We start from the raw sequence: 19,876 nt of genomic DNA, 5'->3' as shown, positions 1-19,876 counted from the left end.
AACGTTTTAGTGGTTTAGAGGCTGAAATAGATGGGAATTTATGGTATAATGTTGTTACTTACTAATTGTGAAATGAGGCATTTATTAATGCAGGATAAAAATTTAGTGAATGTCAATCTGACAAAGGAGATGAAGGCAAGCTTTATCGACTACGCCATGAGTGTTATCGTAGCGCGAGCTCTTCCTGATGTTCGAGATGGCTTAAAACCTGTTCACCGTCGCATTCTCTACGGAATGAATGAATTGGGTGTTACTCCAGACAAACCCCATAAAAAATCTGCTCGTATTACAGGGGATGTCATGGGTAAATACCACCCACACGGGGATTCCTCTATCTATGAAGCCATGGTCCGTATGGCTCAATGGTGGAGCTACCGTTACATGCTTGTAGATGGTCATGGGAATTTTGGTTCCATGGATGGAGATAGTGCTGCCGCTCAACGTTATACCGAGGCACGTATGAGCAAGATTGCTCTGGAAATGCTTCGTGATATCAACAAAAATACAGTTGATTTCGTTGATAACTATGATGCCAACGAACGGGAACCCTTGGTCTTGCCAGCGCGTTTTCCAAACCTTTTGGTTAATGGAGCAACTGGTATTGCGGTTGGGATGGCAACCAATATTCCACCTCATAATCTAGGTGAAACCATTGATGCAGTGAAGTTGGTCATGGATAATCCTGAAGTGACTACCAAGGACTTGATGGAAGTCTTGCCTGGACCAGATTTTCCAACTGGTGCTCTTGTCATGGGGAAATCAGGTATCCATAAGGCTTATGAAACGGGTAAAGGTTCGATTGTCCTACGTTCTCGTACCGAAATCGAAGAAACTAAGACTGGCCGTGAGCGCATTGTTGTAACAGAATTTCCTTATATGGTCAACAAAACCAAGGTGCATGAGCATATTGTTCGCTTGGTTCAGGAAAAACGCATTGAGGGGATTACAGCAGTACGTGATGAGTCAAACCGTGAGGGTGTTCGATTTGTTATTGAAGTCAAGCGTGATGCGTCAGCCAATGTTATCCTCAATAATCTTTTCAAGATGACCCAGATGCAAACCAACTTTGGTTTCAATATGCTGGCTATCCAAAATGGTATACCGAAAATTTTGTCTCTTCGTCAGATTTTGGATGCTTATATCGAGCACCAAAAAGAAGTAGTTGTTCGTCGTACACGTTTTGATAAGGAAAAAGCGGAAGCGCGCGCTCATATCTTAGAAGGTCTCTTGATTGCGCTAGACCATATCGACGAAGTGATTCGTATCATTCGTGCTAGTGAAACGGATGCGGAAGCACAAGCTGAGTTGATGAGTAAGTTTAAGCTTTCTGAACGTCAAAGTCAGGCCATCCTAGACATGCGTCTTCGTCGTTTGACAGGTTTGGAACGCGATAAGATTCAATCTGAGTATGATGACCTCTTGGCTCTGATTGCGGACTTAGCGGATATTCTTGCTAAGCCTGAACGTGTTTCTCAAATCATCAAAGACGAATTGGATGAAGTTAAACGTAAATTTTCCGATAAACGCCGTACAGAGTTGATGGTTGGACAGGTCTTGAGTCTCGAGGATGAGGACTTGATTGAAGAATCGGATGTCTTAATTACCCTTTCTAACAAAGGATACATTAAACGTCTGGACCAAGCTGAATTTACTGCTCAAAAACGTGGGGGTCGTGGTGTCCAAGGAACAGGAGTGAAAGATGATGACTTTGTTCGTGAGTTAGTGTCAACTAGCACCCATGATCATCTGCTCTTCTTCACAAATAAAGGACGAGTTTATCGTTTGAAAGGTTATGAAATTCCTGAGTATGGTCGGACTGCCAAAGGGCTACCAGTAGTCAATCTCTTGAAATTGGATGAAGACGAAAATATTCAGACGGTTATCAATGTTGAGTCTGATCGCAGTGATGATGCTTATCTCTTCTTTACAACCCGTCACGGTATTGTGAAGAGAACCAGTGTTAAGGAATTTGCCAATATTCGTCAAAATGGTCTCAAAGCGCTGAATTTAAAGGATGAAGATGAGTTAATCAATGTCTTGTTGGCGGAAGGAGATATGGATATTATCATTGGTACCAAGTTTGGTTATGTAGTTCGCTTTAATCAATCAGCCGTTCGTGGTATGAGTCGTATCGCCACTGGTGTGAAAGGTGTTAACCTTCGTGAAGGAGACACAGTTGTTGGTGCCAGCTTGATTACTGATCAAGATGAGGTTCTTATTATCACAGAAAAAGGATATGGTAAGCGTACAGTCGCTACTGAATACCCAACAAAAGGTCGTGGTGGTAAGGGAATGCAGACAGCTAAAATTACCGAAAAAAATGGCTTGCTGGCCGGTCTTATGACTGTTCAAGGGGATGAGGATTTGATGATTATCACTGATACAGGTGTCATGATTCGAACCAATCTTGCCAATATTTCACAAACAGGACGCGCAACTATGGGAGTTAAAGTAATGCGCCTGGATCAAGATGCTCAGATAGTGACTTTCACAACGGTTGCGGTGGCAGAAAAAGAAGAAGTTGGGACAGAAAATGAAACAGAAGGTGAAGAATAATGTCTCATAAAAATAATAAAAAGAAAAACAAGCGAAAAAATCTGCTGACAAATATCCTAGCAGGATTTCTGATATTACTGTCACTGGCTTTGATTTTTAATGCGCAAATTCGAAATATTTTCATAGTCTGGAATACCAATAAGTATCAAGTTAGCCAGGTATCAAAAGAAAAATTAGAAGAAAATCAGGATACAGAAGGCAATTTTGACTTTGATTCTGTCAAAGCTATCTCTTCGGAAGCTGTTCTAACTTCTCAATGGGATGCTCAAAAATTACCAGTTATTGGGGGAATTGCAATTCCTGAATTGGAAATGAATTTGCCGATTTTTAAAGGACTTGATAATGTTAATCTCTTCTACGGAGCTGGTACAATGAAACGCGAGCAAGTAATGGGGGAAGGAAATTATAGTCTAGCTAGTCACCATATCTTTGGTGTTGATAATGCTAATAAAATGTTATTTTCTCCTTTAGATAATGCTAAAAATGGCATGAAGATTTATCTAACCGATAAAAATAAAGTTTATACTTATGAAATACGTGAAGTCAAACGTGTGACACCGGATCGTGTTGATGAAGTTGATGATAGAGATGGGGTCAATGAAATCACATTAGTAACCTGTGAAGACCTTGCTGCTACAGAACGTATTATTGTCAAAGGTGATTTGAAAGAAACAAAAGATTATTCACAAACATCTGATGAAATCCTAACAGCTTTCAATCAACCATATAAACAATTTTATTAATACAAATCAGTGAAATCCAGAATTTCACTGATTTTTTTAAGATTTTCATAAAAATATAGTAAAATGAAATAAGAATAGGACGAATCGATCAGGACAGTCAAATCGATTTCTAACAATGTTTTAGAAGTATATGTGTACTATTCTAGTTTCAATCTACTATACTTGCCAAAAGGTGTCGGCTCCATCTTTACCTTCCATGTCAAAGGTGGGGAGGCAGAAGCCCGCAAGGTCATTGATCATTTAGAAATCTTTTCTGATCTTGCAAACGTGGCAGATGCTAAATCGCTTGTTGTCCATCCAGCAACAACCACTTACGGTCAATTGTCAGAAAAAGACCTAGAAGCAGCAGGTGTCACACCAAACCAACTTCGTTTGTCAATTGGTCTTGAAAATGTAGATGATTTGATTGAGGACTTGCGCTTGGCCTTGGAAAAAATTTAAAGTAAAAGAAGATAAACAGTGGGTTTCGACTCACTGTTTTTGATTTTCCTTTAGGCATGATATAATGGATACAGAAGTCTAGAAAGAGGAACGCTATGAACGAAATCAAATGTCCCAACTGTGGGGAAGTCTTTACAGTAAATGAAAGTCAGTATGCCGAACTTCTGTCCCAAGTGAGAACGGCAGAGTTTGATAAGGAATTGCACGATCGCATGAAGCAGGAACTGGCCTTGGCTGAGCAAAAGGCTATGAATGAGCAACAGACTAAACTGGCTCAAAAAGACCAAGAAATCGCGCAATTACAGAGTCAGATCCAAAACTTTGATACAGAAAAAGAATTGGCCAAGAAAGAAGTTGAAGAGACAAGCCATCAGGCCCTCTTGGCTAAGGATAAGGAAGTACAGGCTTTGGAAAACCAATTGGCTACCTTGCGTTTAGAGCATGAAAATCAACTGCAAAAGACCCTTTCTGACCTAGAAAAAGAACGTGATCAGGTCAAAAATCAGCTCCTACTGCAAGAAAAGGAAAATGAGTTGTCTTTGGCTTCTGTTAAGCAAAACTATGAAGCCCAGCTTAAAGCAGCCAGTGAACAGGTCGAGTTCTATAAGAATTTCAAAGCCCAGCAATCTACAAAAGCGATCGGGGAAAGTCTGGAACAGTATGCAGAGAGTGAGTTTAACAAGGTCCGTAGTTTCGCCTTTCCAAATGCCTACTTTGAGAAGGATAACAAGGTCTCTGCGCGTGGGTCTAAGGGAGACTTCATCTTCCGTGAGTGTGATGAAAATGGGGTAGAGATTATCTCCATCATGTTTGAGATGAAGAATGAAGCTGACGGAACGGAGAAGAAGCACAAGAATGCAGATTTTTACAAGGAATTAGACAAGGACCGTCGGGAGAAGAACTGTGAGTATGCCGTTTTAGTGACCATGCTTGAGACCGATAACGACTACTTTAACACAGGGATTGTTGACGTCAGTCACGAGTATGAAAAGATGTATGTGGTTCGTCCTCAATTCTTTATTCAGTTGATTGGGCTCTTACGTAATGCGGCTCTTAATTCTTTAAAATACAAGCAGGAGTTAGCGCTTGTTCGCGAGCAAAATATCGACATTACACATTTTGAGGAAGACTTGGATGCCTTTAAGCTAGCCTTTGCCAAGAACTACAACTCAGCTTCGACCAACTTTGGAAAAGCTATTGATGAAATCGATAAGGCCATCAAACGCATGGAAGAGGTTAAGAAATTCCTGACAACATCTGAAAACCAACTCCGTCTAGCTAACAACAAATTGGAAGATGTCTCTGTTAAAAAATTGACCCGGAAAAATCCAACCATGAAAGCGAAGTTCGAAGCACTGAAGGGGGAGTAGAAAGCAAAAATGAACGGTATTATCAACTTAAAAAAAGAAGCAGGAATGACCTCGCATGATGCGGTTTTTAAACTGCGTAAGATTTTGGGAACCAAGAAAATTGGTCATGGTGGAACCTTGGATCCGGATGTGGTGGGTGTTTTGCCGATTGCGGTTGGCAAGGCGACACGCATGGTCGAGTTTATGCAGGACGAGGGTAAGATCTATGAGGGGGAAATTACTCTGGGTTATTCCACGACGACTGAGGATGCTAGTGGGGAAGTTGTCGCAGAGACGCCTGTTTTGTCACCTTTAGATGAAACCATTGTTGATGAAGCGATTGCGAGCTTGACTGGACCTATTAGTCAGATTCCGCCTATGTACTCGGCAGTTAAGGTTAATGGTCGCAAGCTCTATGAGTATGCGCGTGCTGGTCAGGAAGTGGAGCGTCCAGAACGTCAGGTGACCATTTATCAATTTGATCGAACAAGTCCGATTTCTTATGATGATCACCTTGCACGCTTTACTTTTCGTGTAAAATGCAGTAAAGGGACTTACATCCGTACTTTGTCAGTTGATTTGGGTGAAAAGCTTGGTTATGCGGCTCATATGTCCCATTTGACTCGTACTAGTGCTGCTGGCTTACAATTAGAAGACGCACTGACCTTGGAGGAAATTGCTGAAAAAGTAGAGGCTGGGCAATTAGATTTTCTCCATCCTTTAGAGATTGGGACAGGTGATCTTGTCAAAGTTTTCCTAAGTCCAGAAGAAGCTACAGAAGTTCGCTTTGGTCGTTTTATTGAGCTAGACCAAACGGACAAAGAACTGGCTGCCTTTGAAGATGATAAATTGTTAGCCATTCTAGAAAAACGGGGCAATCTCTATAAGCCAAGGAAGGTTTTTAGCTAGATCCTTTAGGAATAAAAATCGGGTGATAGATAACAATTGCTTGATAAAACCCCATACTAATAGTAGAATGGGGTTGGGAATTATAATATTCCAATTGTTGCGAGTTGTAGATACTCAAATAATCTATATAGAAATTTAGAGGTGTGAAATGAAGCAATTTAAAATTCTTTCAGATAAATATTTAGAGTCCATTACAGGTTCTGGTGGGAACTTAGGCCCAGGAGTATATTGTGTAGACGTTAAAGGTCGAGCAAAATGCAGTATCAATCATGGAGAGTTTTGGGGGTACACGGGAAGTGTAGTAGTCAATGGCTGGATTAATTATGGTCCATGGGCACCTAGACCAGGATTTGGTGTGATAATTCCATGATGCAAAATGAGTTTCGAGAAAGGGTGGAGCAACTTCTTCAACAAAAAGAAATAAATGAAAATAGTGAGTTGAGTCACCTGTTTCGTCTTGCTATACAAAATTTAGACAGAAATGAAAAATACCAATCGGTCATGGCCAATTTGAGTCAAGGGTTGTCGCTTTACCTCATGACGCATCATTACCAGGCACCTAAGTCTGTCATTGATTTTGGTTTATGGATTGCCAAAGCTCCTAGCCAGGAAAGAGGGAGACTGGCTTTCTTGCAGATGCTTGCTCAAACCCTACAGGGCTTTCGTTAAAACTATCGAACATCAGAGGGAAGACTCTGGTGTTTTTTGCTGATGAGACTATAAATTTTGTAAAAAATGTGATAGAATAGACGACGGATAAAATAACGGAGGATAGCATGCAAAATAGACCAATCATTATTGGAGTGACAGGTGGTTCTGGTGGTGGTAAAACCAGTGTTTCAAGAGCCATTTTATCGCATTTTCTTGATGAAAAGATTTCCATGATTGAGCATGATTCATACTACAAGGATCAGTCTCATTTGACCTTTGAAGAGCGTATCAAAACCAACTATGACCATCCATTTGCCTTTGATACAGACTTGATGATTGAGCAGATGAAGGAATTGTTGGCAGGGCGTCCGGTGGACATTCCGACTTATGACTATACTGAACATACACGGAGCAGCAAGACCTATCGTCAGGAGCCTCAGGATGTCTTTATCGTTGAGGGCATTTTGGTCTTGGAGGACAAGCGCCTGCGCGATTTGATGGATATCAAGATTTTTGTGGATACGGATGATGATGTGCGCATTATTCGTCGTATCAAGCGCGATATGGAAGAACGTGGCCGTAGCCTTGATAGCGTTATTGACCAGTATCTAGGTGTGGTTAAACCCATGTACCATCAGTTTATCGAGCCGACTAAGCGTTATGCTGATATCGTCATTCCTGAGGGAGTCAGCAATACAGTAGCTATCGACCTGTTGACGACCAAGATTGCTAAGATTTTGGAAGAAGCTCGAAATAGCAAATAAACAGAATTGGAGGCCTTGCCTCCTTTTTCTATTTTTCCCTCATAATGGTACATAAATGGAGATTTTTAGGCATATTTTTGGTATAATAATACCCATGAAAGAGCAAGAAAATGAATAGTAGGTGGAGATGGAAAAGTATTTATCGGTAACAACTTTGACCAAGTATCTGAAAATGAAATTCGATAAAGACCCATACTTGGAACGGGTCTATTTAACTGGTCAAGTTTCCAACTTTCGTAAACGACCTACTCACCAATATTTCTCCCTAAAAGATGACCATGCAGTTATTCAAGCGACCATCTGGTCTGGGGTTTATCAGAAATTAGGTTTCGACCTAGAAGAAGGAATGAAAATCAATGTGATTGGGCGTGTGCAGGTCTATGAACCAAGTGGTAGCTACTCCATCATCATTGAAAAGGCTGAGCCTGATGGGGTTGGGGCGCTTGCGATTCAGTTTGAACAACTCAAGAAAAAATTGACAGAAGAAGGCCTGTTTCAAGAACGTTTCAAGCAAGCTCTGCCCCAATTTTCTAAGAGAATTGGTGTGGTAACCAGTCGCAGTGGAGCCGTTATTCGAGATATTATCACGACCGTCAGTAGGCGATTTCCAGGTGTCGATATTCTACTCTATCCAACTAAGGTTCAAGGTGAAGGTTCTGCGGAGGAAATTGCTAGAAATATTGCGCGTGCTAATCAAGGGGACGATTTGGATTTACTCATTATTGGTCGTGGAGGTGGTTCCATAGAGGATCTCTGGGCCTTTAACGAAGAAATTGTGGTACGAGCTATTTTTGAATCTCGTTTGCCAGTTATCTCTAGTGTGGGGCATGAGACGGATGTGACCTTGGCAGATTTTGTGGCAGATCGACGCGCTGCAACGCCAACAGCGGCGGCTGAACTAGCAACACCTGTGACCAAGTTGGATCTATTAGCTCATTTGCAAAATCAGGAAAAACGGATGGCAACGGCAGTCCGAAATGTCCTATCTAAGAAACAAGAAGCTTTGAAAAAATGCAGTCAGTCTGTTATCTTTAGACAACCAGAACGTTTGTATGATGGCTATATGCAACGCTTGGATCAACTGCAACTGCGCTTAAAACAAAGTTTACGTACACGGATTTCTGATAACAAACAAGTCGTCCAAGCAAGGACGCATCAACTGGTTCAATTATCACCTGTTACCAAAATCCAACGCTATCAAGACCGTCTAGGCCAGTTGGATAAGCTCCTCCGTAGTCAAATGACGCTGGTTTATGATGCCAGGGTTGCTGAAGTGAGGCGACTTTCAGAAGCTTTGCTCATGTTGGATACCAGTCGAATCGTGGCGCGTGGTTATGCTATTGTCAAAAAAGAAGATTCCGTGGTTGATTCGGTTGAGAGTTTGAAGAAAAAAGACCAAGTAACGCTTTTGATGCGAGATGGTCAAGTAGAATTAGAGGTTAAAGATGTCAAAACAAAAGAAATTTGAGGAAAATCTAGCAGAACTGGAGACCATTGTCCAAAGTTTGGAAAATGGTGAAATTGCTCTGGAAGATGCGATCGCTGCCTTTCAAAAGGGGATGGTCTTGTCAAAAGAGCTCCAAGCGACGCTGGACAAGGCTGAAAAGACCTTGGTCAAGGTCATGCAAGAAGACGGAACAGAAAGTGATTTTGAATGAAGAAGCAAGAAAAATTAGCTCTTGTCGAGTCAGCCTTGGAAGACTTTTATGGAGGCCAGCAGTTTGCCTCTAGTTTGCGAGAGTCTGTTCTCTATTCCATTCATGCTGGTGGCAAGCGTATTCGACCTTTTCTCTTGTTGGAAGTTCTGGAAGCCTTGCAGGTGGCTATTAAACCAGCTCACGCGCAGGTGGCCGCAGCCTTGGAAATGATTCATACAGGGAGTTTGATTCACGATGACCTTCCTGCTATGGATGATGATGATTACCGTCGGGGACGCTTGACCAATCATAAGAAATTTGGTGAAGCTATGGCCATTTTGGCAGGAGATGCTTTATTCCTAGATCCCTATGCCTTGATAGCGCAGGCAGATTTGCCAAGTCAGATTAAGGTAGACTTGATTGCTAACTTATCCTTTGCTTCAGGTAGTCTGGGAATGGTTGCAGGGCAAGTTTTGGATATGGAAGGCGAACACCAGCATTTGTCTTTGGAAGAACTCCAGACTATTCATGCTAATAAGACTGGAAAACTGCTAGCCTATCCCTTCCAAGCGGCTGCTATTATTGCTGAATTGGCACCTGAGATGCAGGTGAAGCTGAAAACGGTTGGTGAATTGATTGGGCTTGCTTTTCAAGTTCGAGATGATGTACTGGATGTGACCGCCAGTTTTGAGGAAATCGGCAAGACACCACAAAAGGATTTGCAGGCTGAAAAATCAACCTATCCAGCCTTATTGGGCTTGGAAGAAGCTATTGCCTTTTGTAACCAGACTTTGGATCAAGCTAATGCAAAATTAGAAGAAATTGCCCAGCAGATTCCCTTTGAGATAGAATCGATTGTAAGTGTAGTAGAAAGTTTGAGAATCAATGGCTAAGGAAAGAGTGGATGTACTAGCTTATAAACAGGGCTTGTTTGAAACGCGAGAACAGGCCAAGCGCGGTGTCATGGCTGGTCTAGTCCTAGCAGTCCTGAATGGAGAACGGTTTGACAAACCAGGAGAGAAAATCCCGGACGACACTGAGTTAAAACTCAAGGGGGAGAAACTCAAGTATGTCAGCCGTGGTGGCTTGAAACTGGAAAAGGCCTTGCAGGTCTTTGATTTGTCAGTGGAAGGAGCTACAACGATTGATATCGGTGCCTCTACTGGAGGTTTTACCGATGTCATGTTGCAAAATGGTGCTGAACTTGTCTTTGCAGTTGATGTTGGTACCAATCAATTGTCTTGGAAACTACGCCAAGACCCACGAGTTGTCAGCATGGAGCAGTTCAATTTCCGCTATGCTGAAAAGACCGATTTCAAGCAGGAGCCGTGCTTTGCCAGTATTGATGTGAGTTTCATTTCCCTTAGTCTGATTCTTCCGGCCTTGCACCGAGTCTTGACAGATCAAGGGCAGGTCGTGGCTCTGGTTAAACCTCAGTTTGAAGCAGGTCGAGAGCAGATCGGGAAAAATGGAATTATTCGCGATGCTAAGGTTCATCAACATGTCCTTGAATCTGTCACAGCTATGGCAGTAGAGGCAGGTTTTTCAGTCCTTGGATTGGATTTTTCTCCCATCCAAGGTGGACATGGAAATATCGAGTTTTTAGCGTATTTGAAAAAAGAAGAGTCAGCAAGCAATCAGGTTCTTGCTGAGATTGAAGAAATAGTAGAAAGGGCGCATAGTCAATTTAAAAATGAATAAAAAAGAGAGACTTGAAAAAATTAGACGATTTGTGACAGATTATCAAATCGGTACACAAGAAGAAATTGTAGAACATTTGAAAGAGGCAGGCATCACTGCCACTCAGGCGACAGTATCACGTGATATCAAAGAGCTAGGCATTGTCAAAATTCCTTTGAGAGATAACACCTATGTCTATGAATTGCCAAAATCAATCGTAAAAAGTTTGCAACTAGCTGAATATAATATCGAATCGGCTCAATTGATGGACAAGATGATCAATCTCCAAGTTATTCCAGGAAATACAGCTTTTGTAAAAGCTCAGTTAATTGAGACTTTTGCGGATAAGATTTTCAGCTGTTTGGCTGATGATAGTTCGATTTTAGTCATGGCCAGAAGTGAAAGTCTAGCTGAGGAAATCTTTGAACAAGTAAAAAAATGGTAGGTCTATATGTTACTTGAAATTTCGATAAAAAACTTTGCCATTATTGAGGCTATTTCCCTCCATTTTGAAAAGGGGATGACAGTCCTGACTGGTGAAACAGGCGCAGGGAAGTCGATTATCATTGATGCCATGAATATGATGTTGGGAGCTCGTGCGACGACAGATGTTATTCGTCATGGTGCACCAAAGGCAGAGATTGAGGGGCTTTTCTCAGTTGAGAATAGTCGTCTTTTACAGGAAATTTTTGATGAGCAAGGTTTAGAATTAGGTGATGAAATTATCATCCGTCGGGAAATCTTGCAAAATGGTCGGAGTATTAGTCGTGTCAATGGCCAGATGGTTAATCTGTCTGTTTTGCGTGCTATTGGACAACATCTGGTGGATATACATGGTCAACATGACCAAGAGGAGTTAATGCGTCCCCAACTGCATATCCAGATGTTGGATGAATTTGGCGATGTAGCTTTTTGGGGCTTGAAAGAAACCTATCAAACAAGTTTTGATGCCTATCGAAAAATGCGCAAGCAGGTTCTGGAAGTCAAGAAAAACCAACAGGAACACAAGGCACGTATCGAAATGTTGGAATTTCAAATGGCAGAGATTGAGGCAGCAAACTTGCAGGCTGGAGAAGATTTGGCTCTCAATCAAGAGCGTGATAAACTGCTCAACCATAAAAATATTGCGGATACACTGACCAATGCCTACAGTATGTTGGACAATGAAGACTTTTCAAGTCTGGCCAATGTTCGTTCAGCTATGAATGACATGGAAAGTGTCGAAGAGTACGACCCTGAATACCGTGAAATTTCAAGCTCACTGTCTGAGACCTACTATGTCTTAGAAGACATTAGCAAACGTTTGGAAGCTATTATTGAGGACCTTGATTTTGACGGCAATCGTCTCATGCAGGTTGAGAATCGTTTGGACCTCCTTCATACTATTACCCGCAAGTATGGTGGGACTGTAGACGATGTCTTGCTTTATTTTGCCAAGATTACGGAAGAATACAATCTCTTGACAGGTAATAATCTTTCGTCTGAGGACATGGAAGCAGAGCTCAAGAAGTTGGAAGTCAGTCTTGTCAATTTGGCAGGTCAACTTGCCTCTGCTCGTCATGACTTGGCTCAGCAGCTCGAAGCTGAGATTAAACAAGAACTGCAAGACCTTTATATGGAAAAAGCCCAGTTTCAGGTTCGTTTTAGCAAGGGCAAATTCAGCCGTGAGGGCAATGAAATGGTTGAGTTTTATATTTCAACCAACCCTGGAGAAGACTTTAAACCCTTGGTCAAGGTTGCGTCTGGTGGGGAATTATCCCGTCTCATGCTAGCCATTAAGTCTGCCTTTTCACGTAAAGAAGGTAAGACTAGCATAGTCTTTGATGAGGTGGACACAGGAGTTTCAGGTCGTGTAGCTCAAGCTATTGCACAGAAGATTCACAAGATTGGCCAACATGGGCAGGTTCTAGCTATTTCCCATTTGCCACAAGTAATTGCGATTGCGGATTATCAATTTTTTATTGAGAAGATTAGTAATGACCATTCAACGGTTTCGACTGTTCGTCTCTTGACAGTCGAAGAGCGAGTGGAGGAAGTTGCTAAGATGTTGGCAGGTGATGATGTGACCGAAGCAGCCCTGACGCAAGCCAGAGAATTGTTGAGAAACAGAGAGAAATAAGATGACTGACTATTATGTAATTGGAGATGTTCACGGAAAAGCTGGGATGCTGGAAGACCTTCTCAAAACCTGGGATGGTCAGACCCAGTTGCTCTTTCTAGGCGATTTGATTGACCGTGGTGAAGATAGTTGCCGTGTCCTTGAAATGGTCAAGGATTTAGTGGACAATCAAGGGGCTATCTGTTTGTCCGGAAACCACGAGTATATGTTTTTGACTTGGCTATATGACCCAGAAGAAAGTTATGACCATTATCGTCGCAATGGTGGAGATACAACTATTAACTCTATCCTAGGTCGTCCCTTGGATGCACCAGTTGACGGAGTGGAGGATGCCAAGCGTGTTGCTACTGAAGCGGCAGACTTGGTCAAATTTATTCGTCAAATGCCATTTGTGGTAGAGACAGACAAGTATATCTTCGTTCACGCAGGTATTGATTTGACCTTGGACGACTGGCATGAAACTACAGATTACAAGAAAGTATGGCTTAGAAAACCATTCCACGAAGCCGAAAATCATACTGGAAAAATCATTGTCTTTGGTCATACACCAGTTTATGGTTTGTTAAAGCAAGAGCGAGGTACTGCTGAGCTTTGGACTACAGAAGATGGCAAGATTGGGATGGATGGAGGAGCTGTCTATGGTGGTGTCCTTCACGGGATTGTCTTTACAGATCAAGGGATGACAGAACATCACTTTATTGAGAATGACGGCTTTGTCGCTGAAGATTAGTACTCCTAGCAGGGGATGGTCTTGTCAAAATGTCAAAAACAATTTATAATAAATAGATACCCTGAAAGGAAGAGAATCATGAACTTAGAAGAATTGAAAAAACGACAGGAGAAGATCCGTAACTTCTCTATTATCGCCCATATTGACCACGGAAAATCAACTCTAGCAGACCGCATTTTGGAAAAAACTGAGACAGTCTCCAGTCGTGAAATGCAAGCTCAACTTTTGGATAGTATGGATTTAGAGCGGGAACGTGGGATTACCATTAAGTTGAATGCCATAGAGCTCAATTACACTGCAAAAGATGGGGAAACTTATATTTTTCACTTGATTGACACACCAGGGCACGTAGACTTCACCTATGAAGTTTCCCGTTCGCTCGCTGCCTGTGAGGGGGCGATTTTGGTGGTTGATGCTGCCCAAGGGATTGAGGCTCAAACTCTTGCCAACGTTTATCTGGCCTTGGACAATGATTTGGAAATCATGCCTGTTATTAACAAAATTGACCTGCCTGCTGCAGACCCTGAGCGCGTGCGTACGGAGATTGAAGATGTCATTGGTTTGGATGCCAGTGAAGCAGTCTTAGCATCTGCCAAGGCTGGTATTGGGATTGAAGAAATTCTTGAGCAAATCGTAGAAAAAGTGCCAGCACCAACGGGTGATGTGACGGCACCACTAAAAGCCTTGATTTTCGACTCTGTTTACGATGCTTACCGTGGAGTTATTCTTCAAGTGCGTGTCATGGATGGGGTGGTCAAACCTGGCGATAAGATTCAGCTCATGAGCAATGGCAAGACCTTTGATGTGACCGAAGTCGGTATCTTTACACCCAAAGCAGTTGGTCGTGATTTTCTTGCGACTGGTGATGTTGGTTATATTGCGGCTTCTATCAAGACGGTTCAGGATACTCGTGTGGGGGATACCGTTACCTTGGCAACCAATCCTGCAACAGAGCCATTACATGGCTACAAGCAGATGAATCCTATGGTCTTTGCGGGTCTCTATCCTATCGAGTCAAACAAGTACAATGACCTGCGTGAAGCCCTTGAAAAATTGCAACTGAATGATGCTAGTCTTCAGTTTGAACCAGAAACATCTCAGGCACTTGGATTTGGTTTCCGTTGTGGATTTCTTGGCCTTCTCCATATGGATGTTATCCAAGAACGTTTGGAACGTGAGTTCAACATCGACCTCATCATGACAGCTCCATCTGTTATCTATAAGGTTAATTTGACCGACGGTGAGTCTATGGATGTGTCCAACCCGTCTGAATTCCCAGATCCAACTAAGATTGCGACCATTGAGGAGCCATATGTTAAGGCGCAAATCATGGTACCACAGGAGTTCGTCGGAGCAGTCATGGAATTAGCTCAGCGCAAGCGTGGTGACTTTGTGACGATGGACTATATTGATGATAACCGTGTCAATGTCATCTATCAAATTCCACTGGCTGAAATCGTCTTCGACTTCTTTGATAAACTTAAGTCTTCGACACGTGGTTATGCAAGTTTTGACTACGAATTGTCAGAATATCGCCCATCTAAGCTAGTGAAAATGGATATCCTTCTCAACGGAGACAAGGTGGATGCCCTCAGCTTTATCGTTCACAAGGACTTTGCCTACGAACGTGGGAAACTCATCGTTGATAAACTCAAGAAAATCATCCCTCGCCAACAATTTGAAGTTCCAATCCAAGCGGCTATTGGACACAAGATTGTCGCTCGTACTGATATCAAGGCCCTTCGTAAAAACGTACTTGCTAAATGTTATGGTGGTGACGTTTCTCGTAAACGCAAACTCCTTGAAAAACAAAAAGCTGGTAAGAAACGTATGAAAGCTATCGGATCAGTAGAAGTTCCACAAGAAGCCTTTCTTAGCGTCTTGAGTATGGATGAAGAATAAGTTATCAGAATTGTTTTTCTTGTTAATAGGAATTTATATAAGAATCAATCGTAAAGCAGGCTTAGATGGTCTGCTTTTTTATAAACTATCAAGAAATCGGAGAAAATAATGGTATAGTAGATTGAAACTAGAATAGTACACCTCTACTTTTAAAACATTGTTAGAAATAGATTTGACTGTCCTGATAGATTTGCCCTGTTCTTATTTCATTTCACTATAAAATTTTAAATTTGTGACCATATCTTGACTGTATTTTCCTCTCTTTTTCGAATAAATAAATAGAATAATCAAATCTAGATTAAAAAATGTGCTATAATGAAAGGAGAAGCAATATGACTGTACGTCATCCGGGCATTAGCCCGACCAATGATTTGGTTGCTAAGAAGATTTTTAGCAATCCGGAAATCACTTGTCAATTTATTCGCGATATGCTGGATTTACCAGCAAAAAATGTGACCATTTTGGAGGGAAGTAACATTCACGTCTTGCCTTCCCTGCCCTACTCGGCACAGGATTTCTATACCAGTATAGATGTTTTAGCTGAACTAGATAATGGTACTCAAGTAATCATTGAGATTCAAGTCCATCATCAGAATTTTTTCATCAATCGCCTGTGGGCTTACCTTTGCAGTCAGGTCAATCAAAATCTTGAAAAAATTCGTCAACGAGAAGGTGATACTCATCAGAGTTATAAACACATCTCACCAGTATACGCTATCGCAATTGTGGATAGTAACTACTTCTCAGATGACTTGGCTTTTCATAGTTTTAGCATGCGAGAGGATAGGACAGGTGAGGTTTTAACAATTACAAACAATGGACAGGAAAACCATCTGGTTAAGATGGCATTCTTGGAACTAAAAAAATACAGAGAAACCAGCAAAGACGAGGTTCGCAAGCCATGGTTGGAGTTTTTCGGGAATAAACCCTTTACCCAGCAGCCCGAGCGAGCCATCAGCCAAGCAGACCAACTGCTAGATTACAAGAGCTGGTCTGAGGAGGACAGGGAGATGTTTAGTCAACTACGTATGCGAGAAGAACAAGCCTTATTAGCACAGGACTATGCCTTGGAACAAGCTGAAGAAAAAGGGTTGGAGAGAGGTCGTGCAGAGGGGCTTGAACAGGGATTAAAAGTAGGTTTAGTAAATCTAGTCCGCCAAGGTCTTCTGACTTCTGAGGTTGCTAGCCAGCAGTTGGGCATAACCGTCGCTGAGTTTGAGGAGCTATTGAAAAAATACAAATAAGCCCTAAAAAATACAGAGAAACCAGCAAAGACGAGGTTCGTAAGCCCTGGTTGGAGTTTTTTGTAACTCTCTATCTCCTAGATAGGGTTCGATAAAATATAGTGATTTCGGAGTTAGCTAGTTAGGTCATTTGTAAATCAAGTAAGCCTAAGAGAAGTAGTGATCTTAGAAAAACTGGAGCTGGCTAGCTAATAATCTAATCTATAAGAATCCCTAAGCAAGGGGTTAGAATCTATAAACTGGCCTATGATTTAGTTTTATCCATAAATGATAAAAAAGAGAGTATGGCGTGGCTACTACAGAAGAGCGGCTTTTTAATCATACAATGCTAGGATTTGTTTTTATCAATTAGCTTTTGATGTGCTTAACATCAGGGGGAAACACTTCGAAACAAACCGTAACTAAAATGTTATCAAATTGTAATAAAACCTTGATTTGTATATGTTTCTCAAGACAGAATCGTCAGGAAGCTTGATAGAATAGCTTTGTAGAGCCTGTCCATATATATATATATATATATGGATAGGCTGTCTTTTTCTTGATACTAAGTGAGATAAAGAAGTCAAATGATTATCTTTTTAAAGTAATTTAAGGTATAATAGTTTAGTCATATCAGGTTGAATGATTGAGTGAATTTTTGATTCACAAGGCAAACCTTTGCATTGTGTTACAGTTATGGACTCAGTAATTACACTTGAAAAAATTTAAACTAAAAAGGGGAACATCTAATATGTTTTATAGTGAGAAGGACGATAGAGAAAAACAATTACGTTTTTCGATTCGGAAGGTTAGTTTTGGAGCGGCCTCGGTAGCCGTGGCGGCGCTGTATCTCTTTATGGGAAGTGGAGCGGTATCTGCTGCGGAAGCGCAGGCCGTACAGTCAAATGAGGAGGTGGCAGCTGATAAGGATTCGGAAACAGAGGAACAGCAGCCAACCTACGCTGCTCCTGCTGCAAAGGAACAAGGATCTGCAACCAATACTGAAGCAGGGGATGAAGGCAAGCAAGAGAGTCATCCAGAGACCAAAGAGGAAGAAGCCAACTCATCTGAAAGAAGCGAAACTACAACAAAGACTCAATCGGATGAAGACTCTGTGAGTGGGGACTCTAGCTCTCCAAAATCTGAAGGTGAAGGTACAAGATCAGAAGAAGCAAGCAGCAAGCCAAAAGTACGTAAAAGACGTGCTGCAGACTCTGCCCCAACAGTGGCTGCAGCCGATGAAGACCCAGATGCAAATCAGACTTATGAAGCTCCAGAAGATGGTGCAAGTGTAGACGATTTGGCGACTAAATTAAAAGCTTTGCCTGAAACAGTAGAGAATGAGAAAAAACTTGCTAAAATAGACGAGGTTGGTGCTACCAAAAATATAAATCAAGGTAAAGTGAGTGAATTGAGTGAATTTGGTGGTTGGAAGGCAGTCAATGGCGGAAAATTCGGTGTTGCAAGAAAGACATCTGGAGGGGTCTTTCCTATTGAGACTGTGAATACGGTACATTCGTCTGGAACAGATACTACCCATAATTGGACGTGGGTTAGAGAGTCTGTGTTTGATCGTAGCAATTATTACGCACTCCTTTTATCTAAGGTAAGAACTGCAAAAAATAAGAATGAAGAAACATTTGATAAAAGTAATTATATATCTACTGGTGAAGGTTCTGGGATTTCTAAAGGTTTGAAATCCTTTTCTGGGATAGAAAAAACATTTAAAGTTTATACACCAAAGGTAGGATCCAAAGTAACTATTGAATTTAAAACAGGATATACTGGAGATATTGATGGGAAGAAAGCAAAGTATAAAGTTGAACTGACAGCTATAAAAAATGGTACAAAAATGGCACTTTATACAGTTGAGTTTGATCCTTCTAACAGCTTAACAAATGAGCAAATGACAGTAACAAAAGCAAAAGACGGTACTGTTAAACAATATTTTAGTAGTCAACGTTCAAATATGGAAACATCTAATTATAATACTGAGTTAGAAAAAAATGAAAATAGACCAAATGGTACTCCTGGAACATTTAAGAGTAAACTAATTGATATACCTGCAGATTATACTGATTATACAGTTACGATTAGTTCAGCTGATAATCAACGTCTAGGTATGGGATACCAAATACCTTGGGAACATTATGCTTTGCCAATTACCGGAGCAGGATTTAAGGTTACTCAGTATACTAGTAAAGAAGCCAAGGATTTATCTCAAAAAATTTATGATAACTTAATAAAACAAAAAGAAGAAGATACAAAATGGTCTACTCCTGAAACCAAGGCTGCTTATGACGGAAATTTGAAAAAAATTAAGGAGAAGATTGATTCTGGAGTTAGTACTAGTGAGTATAAAATAGTAGTGGAAGAGGCACTAGAAAAACAGAAACAGTTGAACGAAAAATCGCAAATAAAAGACAAAGCCAAGGAAGCAGTAGATGCTAAACTTAAAGAAAAAGCAGCAGAGATTGACAAAAATGACAAGTTAAGTCCGTCCGAAAAAGACAAAGCTAAGGAAGCAGCGAAGAAAGCAGCAGAGGACGCTAAGCAAGCTATTATGAATGCCAACTCTCAAGCTGAGGTTACCGAAAAGGAAACTGAGGGAACTAAAGCTATAGGCGATGTGAATCCAATAGGAACAGAGAATGCAGTAAATGCCATAGCAGACGCTGCAGCAAGGAAAATGGCTGAGATAGATGATAATGATGAATTATCAGAAGACGAAAAGAGTATAGCTACAGAAGAAGTAGTGGAAGCTGTCAGAAAAGCAGGCGAAGCTATTAGGAAAGCTAAGGAAGCTAAAGATCAAGGTGGCGTTGATAAAGCCCAAGCAGATGCAATCTCTGAAGTAACTGCAGTTAAACCAGTGGCTAAAGACAAAGCCAAGAAAGCAATAGAAGATAAGCTTAAAGAAAAAGAAGCAGAGATTGACAACAATAGCAAGCTAAGTCCAGCAGAAAAAGAGGCGGCTAAGAAACAAGCCCAAGCGGCAGCGGACAAAGCTAAGGAAGCCATCACGAATGCCAACTCTCAAGCTGAGGTTACCGAAAAGGAAACTGAGGGAACTAAAGCTATAGGCGATGTGAATCCAATAGGAACAGAGAATGCAGTAAATGCCATAGCAGACGCTGCAGCAAGGAAAATGGCTGAGATAGATGATAATGAT

General features: G+C 41.3%; 16 protein-coding genes and 1 pseudogene. All 17 read left to right on the top strand.

What is annotated here, in order from left to right:
* The first annotated feature begins 87 nt into the window (after positions 1–87).
* Entirely contained in the window at positions 88–2,556 is a 2,469-nt protein-coding gene (gene gyrA, locus HT671_RS03475; RefSeq protein ID WP_172923041.1) for a DNA gyrase subunit A, read from the top strand.
* Positions 2,556–3,299, top strand: coding sequence for a sortase SrtA (gene srtA / locus HT671_RS03470; protein ID WP_050146515.1), 744 nt, complete (start codon positions 2,556–2,558; stop codon positions 3,297–3,299). The genes gyrA and srtA overlap by 1 nt, the downstream gene beginning before the upstream one ends.
* A gap of 159 nt (positions 3,300–3,458) precedes the next feature.
* Positions 3,459–3,740, top strand: a pseudogene (locus HT671_RS03465) (PLP-dependent transferase); the annotation flags it as partial.
* Positions 3,741–3,835: 95 nt separating this feature from the next.
* Entirely contained in the window at positions 3,836–5,110 is a 1,275-nt protein-coding gene (locus HT671_RS03460; RefSeq protein ID WP_079252944.1) for a DUF2130 domain-containing protein, read from the top strand.
* Between the two features lie 9 nt (positions 5,111–5,119).
* Positions 5,120–5,998 (top strand): tRNA pseudouridine(55) synthase TruB, encoded by an 879-nt coding sequence (gene truB, locus HT671_RS03455; protein ID WP_050108172.1) that lies wholly within the window; start codon positions 5,120–5,122, stop codon positions 5,996–5,998.
* A gap of 366 nt (positions 5,999–6,364) precedes the next feature.
* Positions 6,365–6,667, top strand: coding sequence for a bacteriocin immunity protein (locus HT671_RS03445; protein ID WP_000983427.1), 303 nt, complete (start codon positions 6,365–6,367; stop codon positions 6,665–6,667).
* Positions 6,668–6,774: 107 nt separating this feature from the next.
* Positions 6,775–7,413 (top strand): uridine kinase, encoded by a 639-nt coding sequence (udk, locus tag HT671_RS03440; RefSeq protein ID WP_001181364.1) that lies wholly within the window; start codon positions 6,775–6,777, stop codon positions 7,411–7,413.
* A gap of 127 nt (positions 7,414–7,540) precedes the next feature.
* On the top strand, positions 7,541–8,881 hold the full coding sequence (gene xseA, locus HT671_RS03435; RefSeq protein WP_172923040.1) for an exodeoxyribonuclease VII large subunit: 1,341 nt from the start codon (positions 7,541–7,543) through the stop codon (positions 8,879–8,881).
* Positions 8,859–9,071: an exodeoxyribonuclease VII small subunit gene (locus tag HT671_RS03430; protein WP_000043226.1), complete on the top strand. Its 213-nt coding sequence runs from the start codon at positions 8,859–8,861 to the stop codon at positions 9,069–9,071. The genes xseA and HT671_RS03430 overlap by 23 nt, the downstream gene beginning before the upstream one ends.
* Complete coding sequence (locus tag HT671_RS03425; protein ID WP_050975896.1) at positions 9,068–9,943, top strand: polyprenyl synthetase family protein; 876 nt, start codon at positions 9,068–9,070, stop codon at positions 9,941–9,943. The genes HT671_RS03430 and HT671_RS03425 overlap by 4 nt, the downstream gene beginning before the upstream one ends.
* Positions 9,936–10,751, top strand: coding sequence for a TlyA family RNA methyltransferase (locus HT671_RS03420; RefSeq protein WP_172923039.1), 816 nt, complete (start codon positions 9,936–9,938; stop codon positions 10,749–10,751). Before HT671_RS03425 ends, HT671_RS03420 begins: the two co-directional genes overlap by 8 nt.
* Positions 10,744–11,175 carry an arginine repressor gene (locus HT671_RS03415; RefSeq protein ID WP_001034403.1) on the top strand — a complete coding sequence of 144 codons (432 nt, stop codon included), beginning with the start codon at positions 10,744–10,746 and terminating at the stop codon, positions 11,173–11,175. Before HT671_RS03420 ends, HT671_RS03415 begins: the two co-directional genes overlap by 8 nt.
* A 6-nt stretch (positions 11,176–11,181) precedes the next feature.
* The gene (recN, locus tag HT671_RS03410; RefSeq protein WP_172923038.1) at positions 11,182–12,849 is read left to right on the top strand and encodes a DNA repair protein RecN; all 1,668 of its coding nucleotides are present in this window, start codon (positions 11,182–11,184) and stop codon (positions 12,847–12,849) included.
* A 1-nt stretch (position 12,850) separates the two neighbouring features.
* Complete coding sequence (locus HT671_RS03405) at positions 12,851–13,579, top strand: metallophosphoesterase family protein (protein WP_172923037.1); 729 nt, start codon at positions 12,851–12,853, stop codon at positions 13,577–13,579.
* A 78-nt stretch (positions 13,580–13,657) separates the two neighbouring features.
* Positions 13,658–15,481, top strand: a complete 1,824-nt coding sequence (gene lepA / locus HT671_RS03400; protein ID WP_001047210.1) for a translation elongation factor 4 — start codon at positions 13,658–13,660, stop codon at positions 15,479–15,481.
* A 332-nt stretch (positions 15,482–15,813) separates the two neighbouring features.
* Positions 15,814–16,725 carry an Rpn family recombination-promoting nuclease/putative transposase gene (locus HT671_RS03395; RefSeq protein ID WP_172923036.1) on the top strand — a complete coding sequence of 304 codons (912 nt, stop codon included), beginning with the start codon at positions 15,814–15,816 and terminating at the stop codon, positions 16,723–16,725.
* 730 nt (positions 16,726–17,455) lie between these two features.
* A partial coding sequence (locus tag HT671_RS03390) for a DUF1542 domain-containing protein (protein WP_172923035.1) occupies positions 17,456–19,876 on the top strand: 2,421 nt, incomplete at its 3' end.

The sequence above is a fragment of the Streptococcus sp. 2741 genome (assembly GCF_013276315.1).
GTDB classification, from domain to species: Bacteria; Bacillota; Bacilli; order Lactobacillales; family Streptococcaceae; genus Streptococcus; species Streptococcus pseudopneumoniae.
The sequence above is the reverse complement of the archived record's forward strand: the minus strand, read 5'-3'. Positions and strand labels throughout refer to the sequence as shown.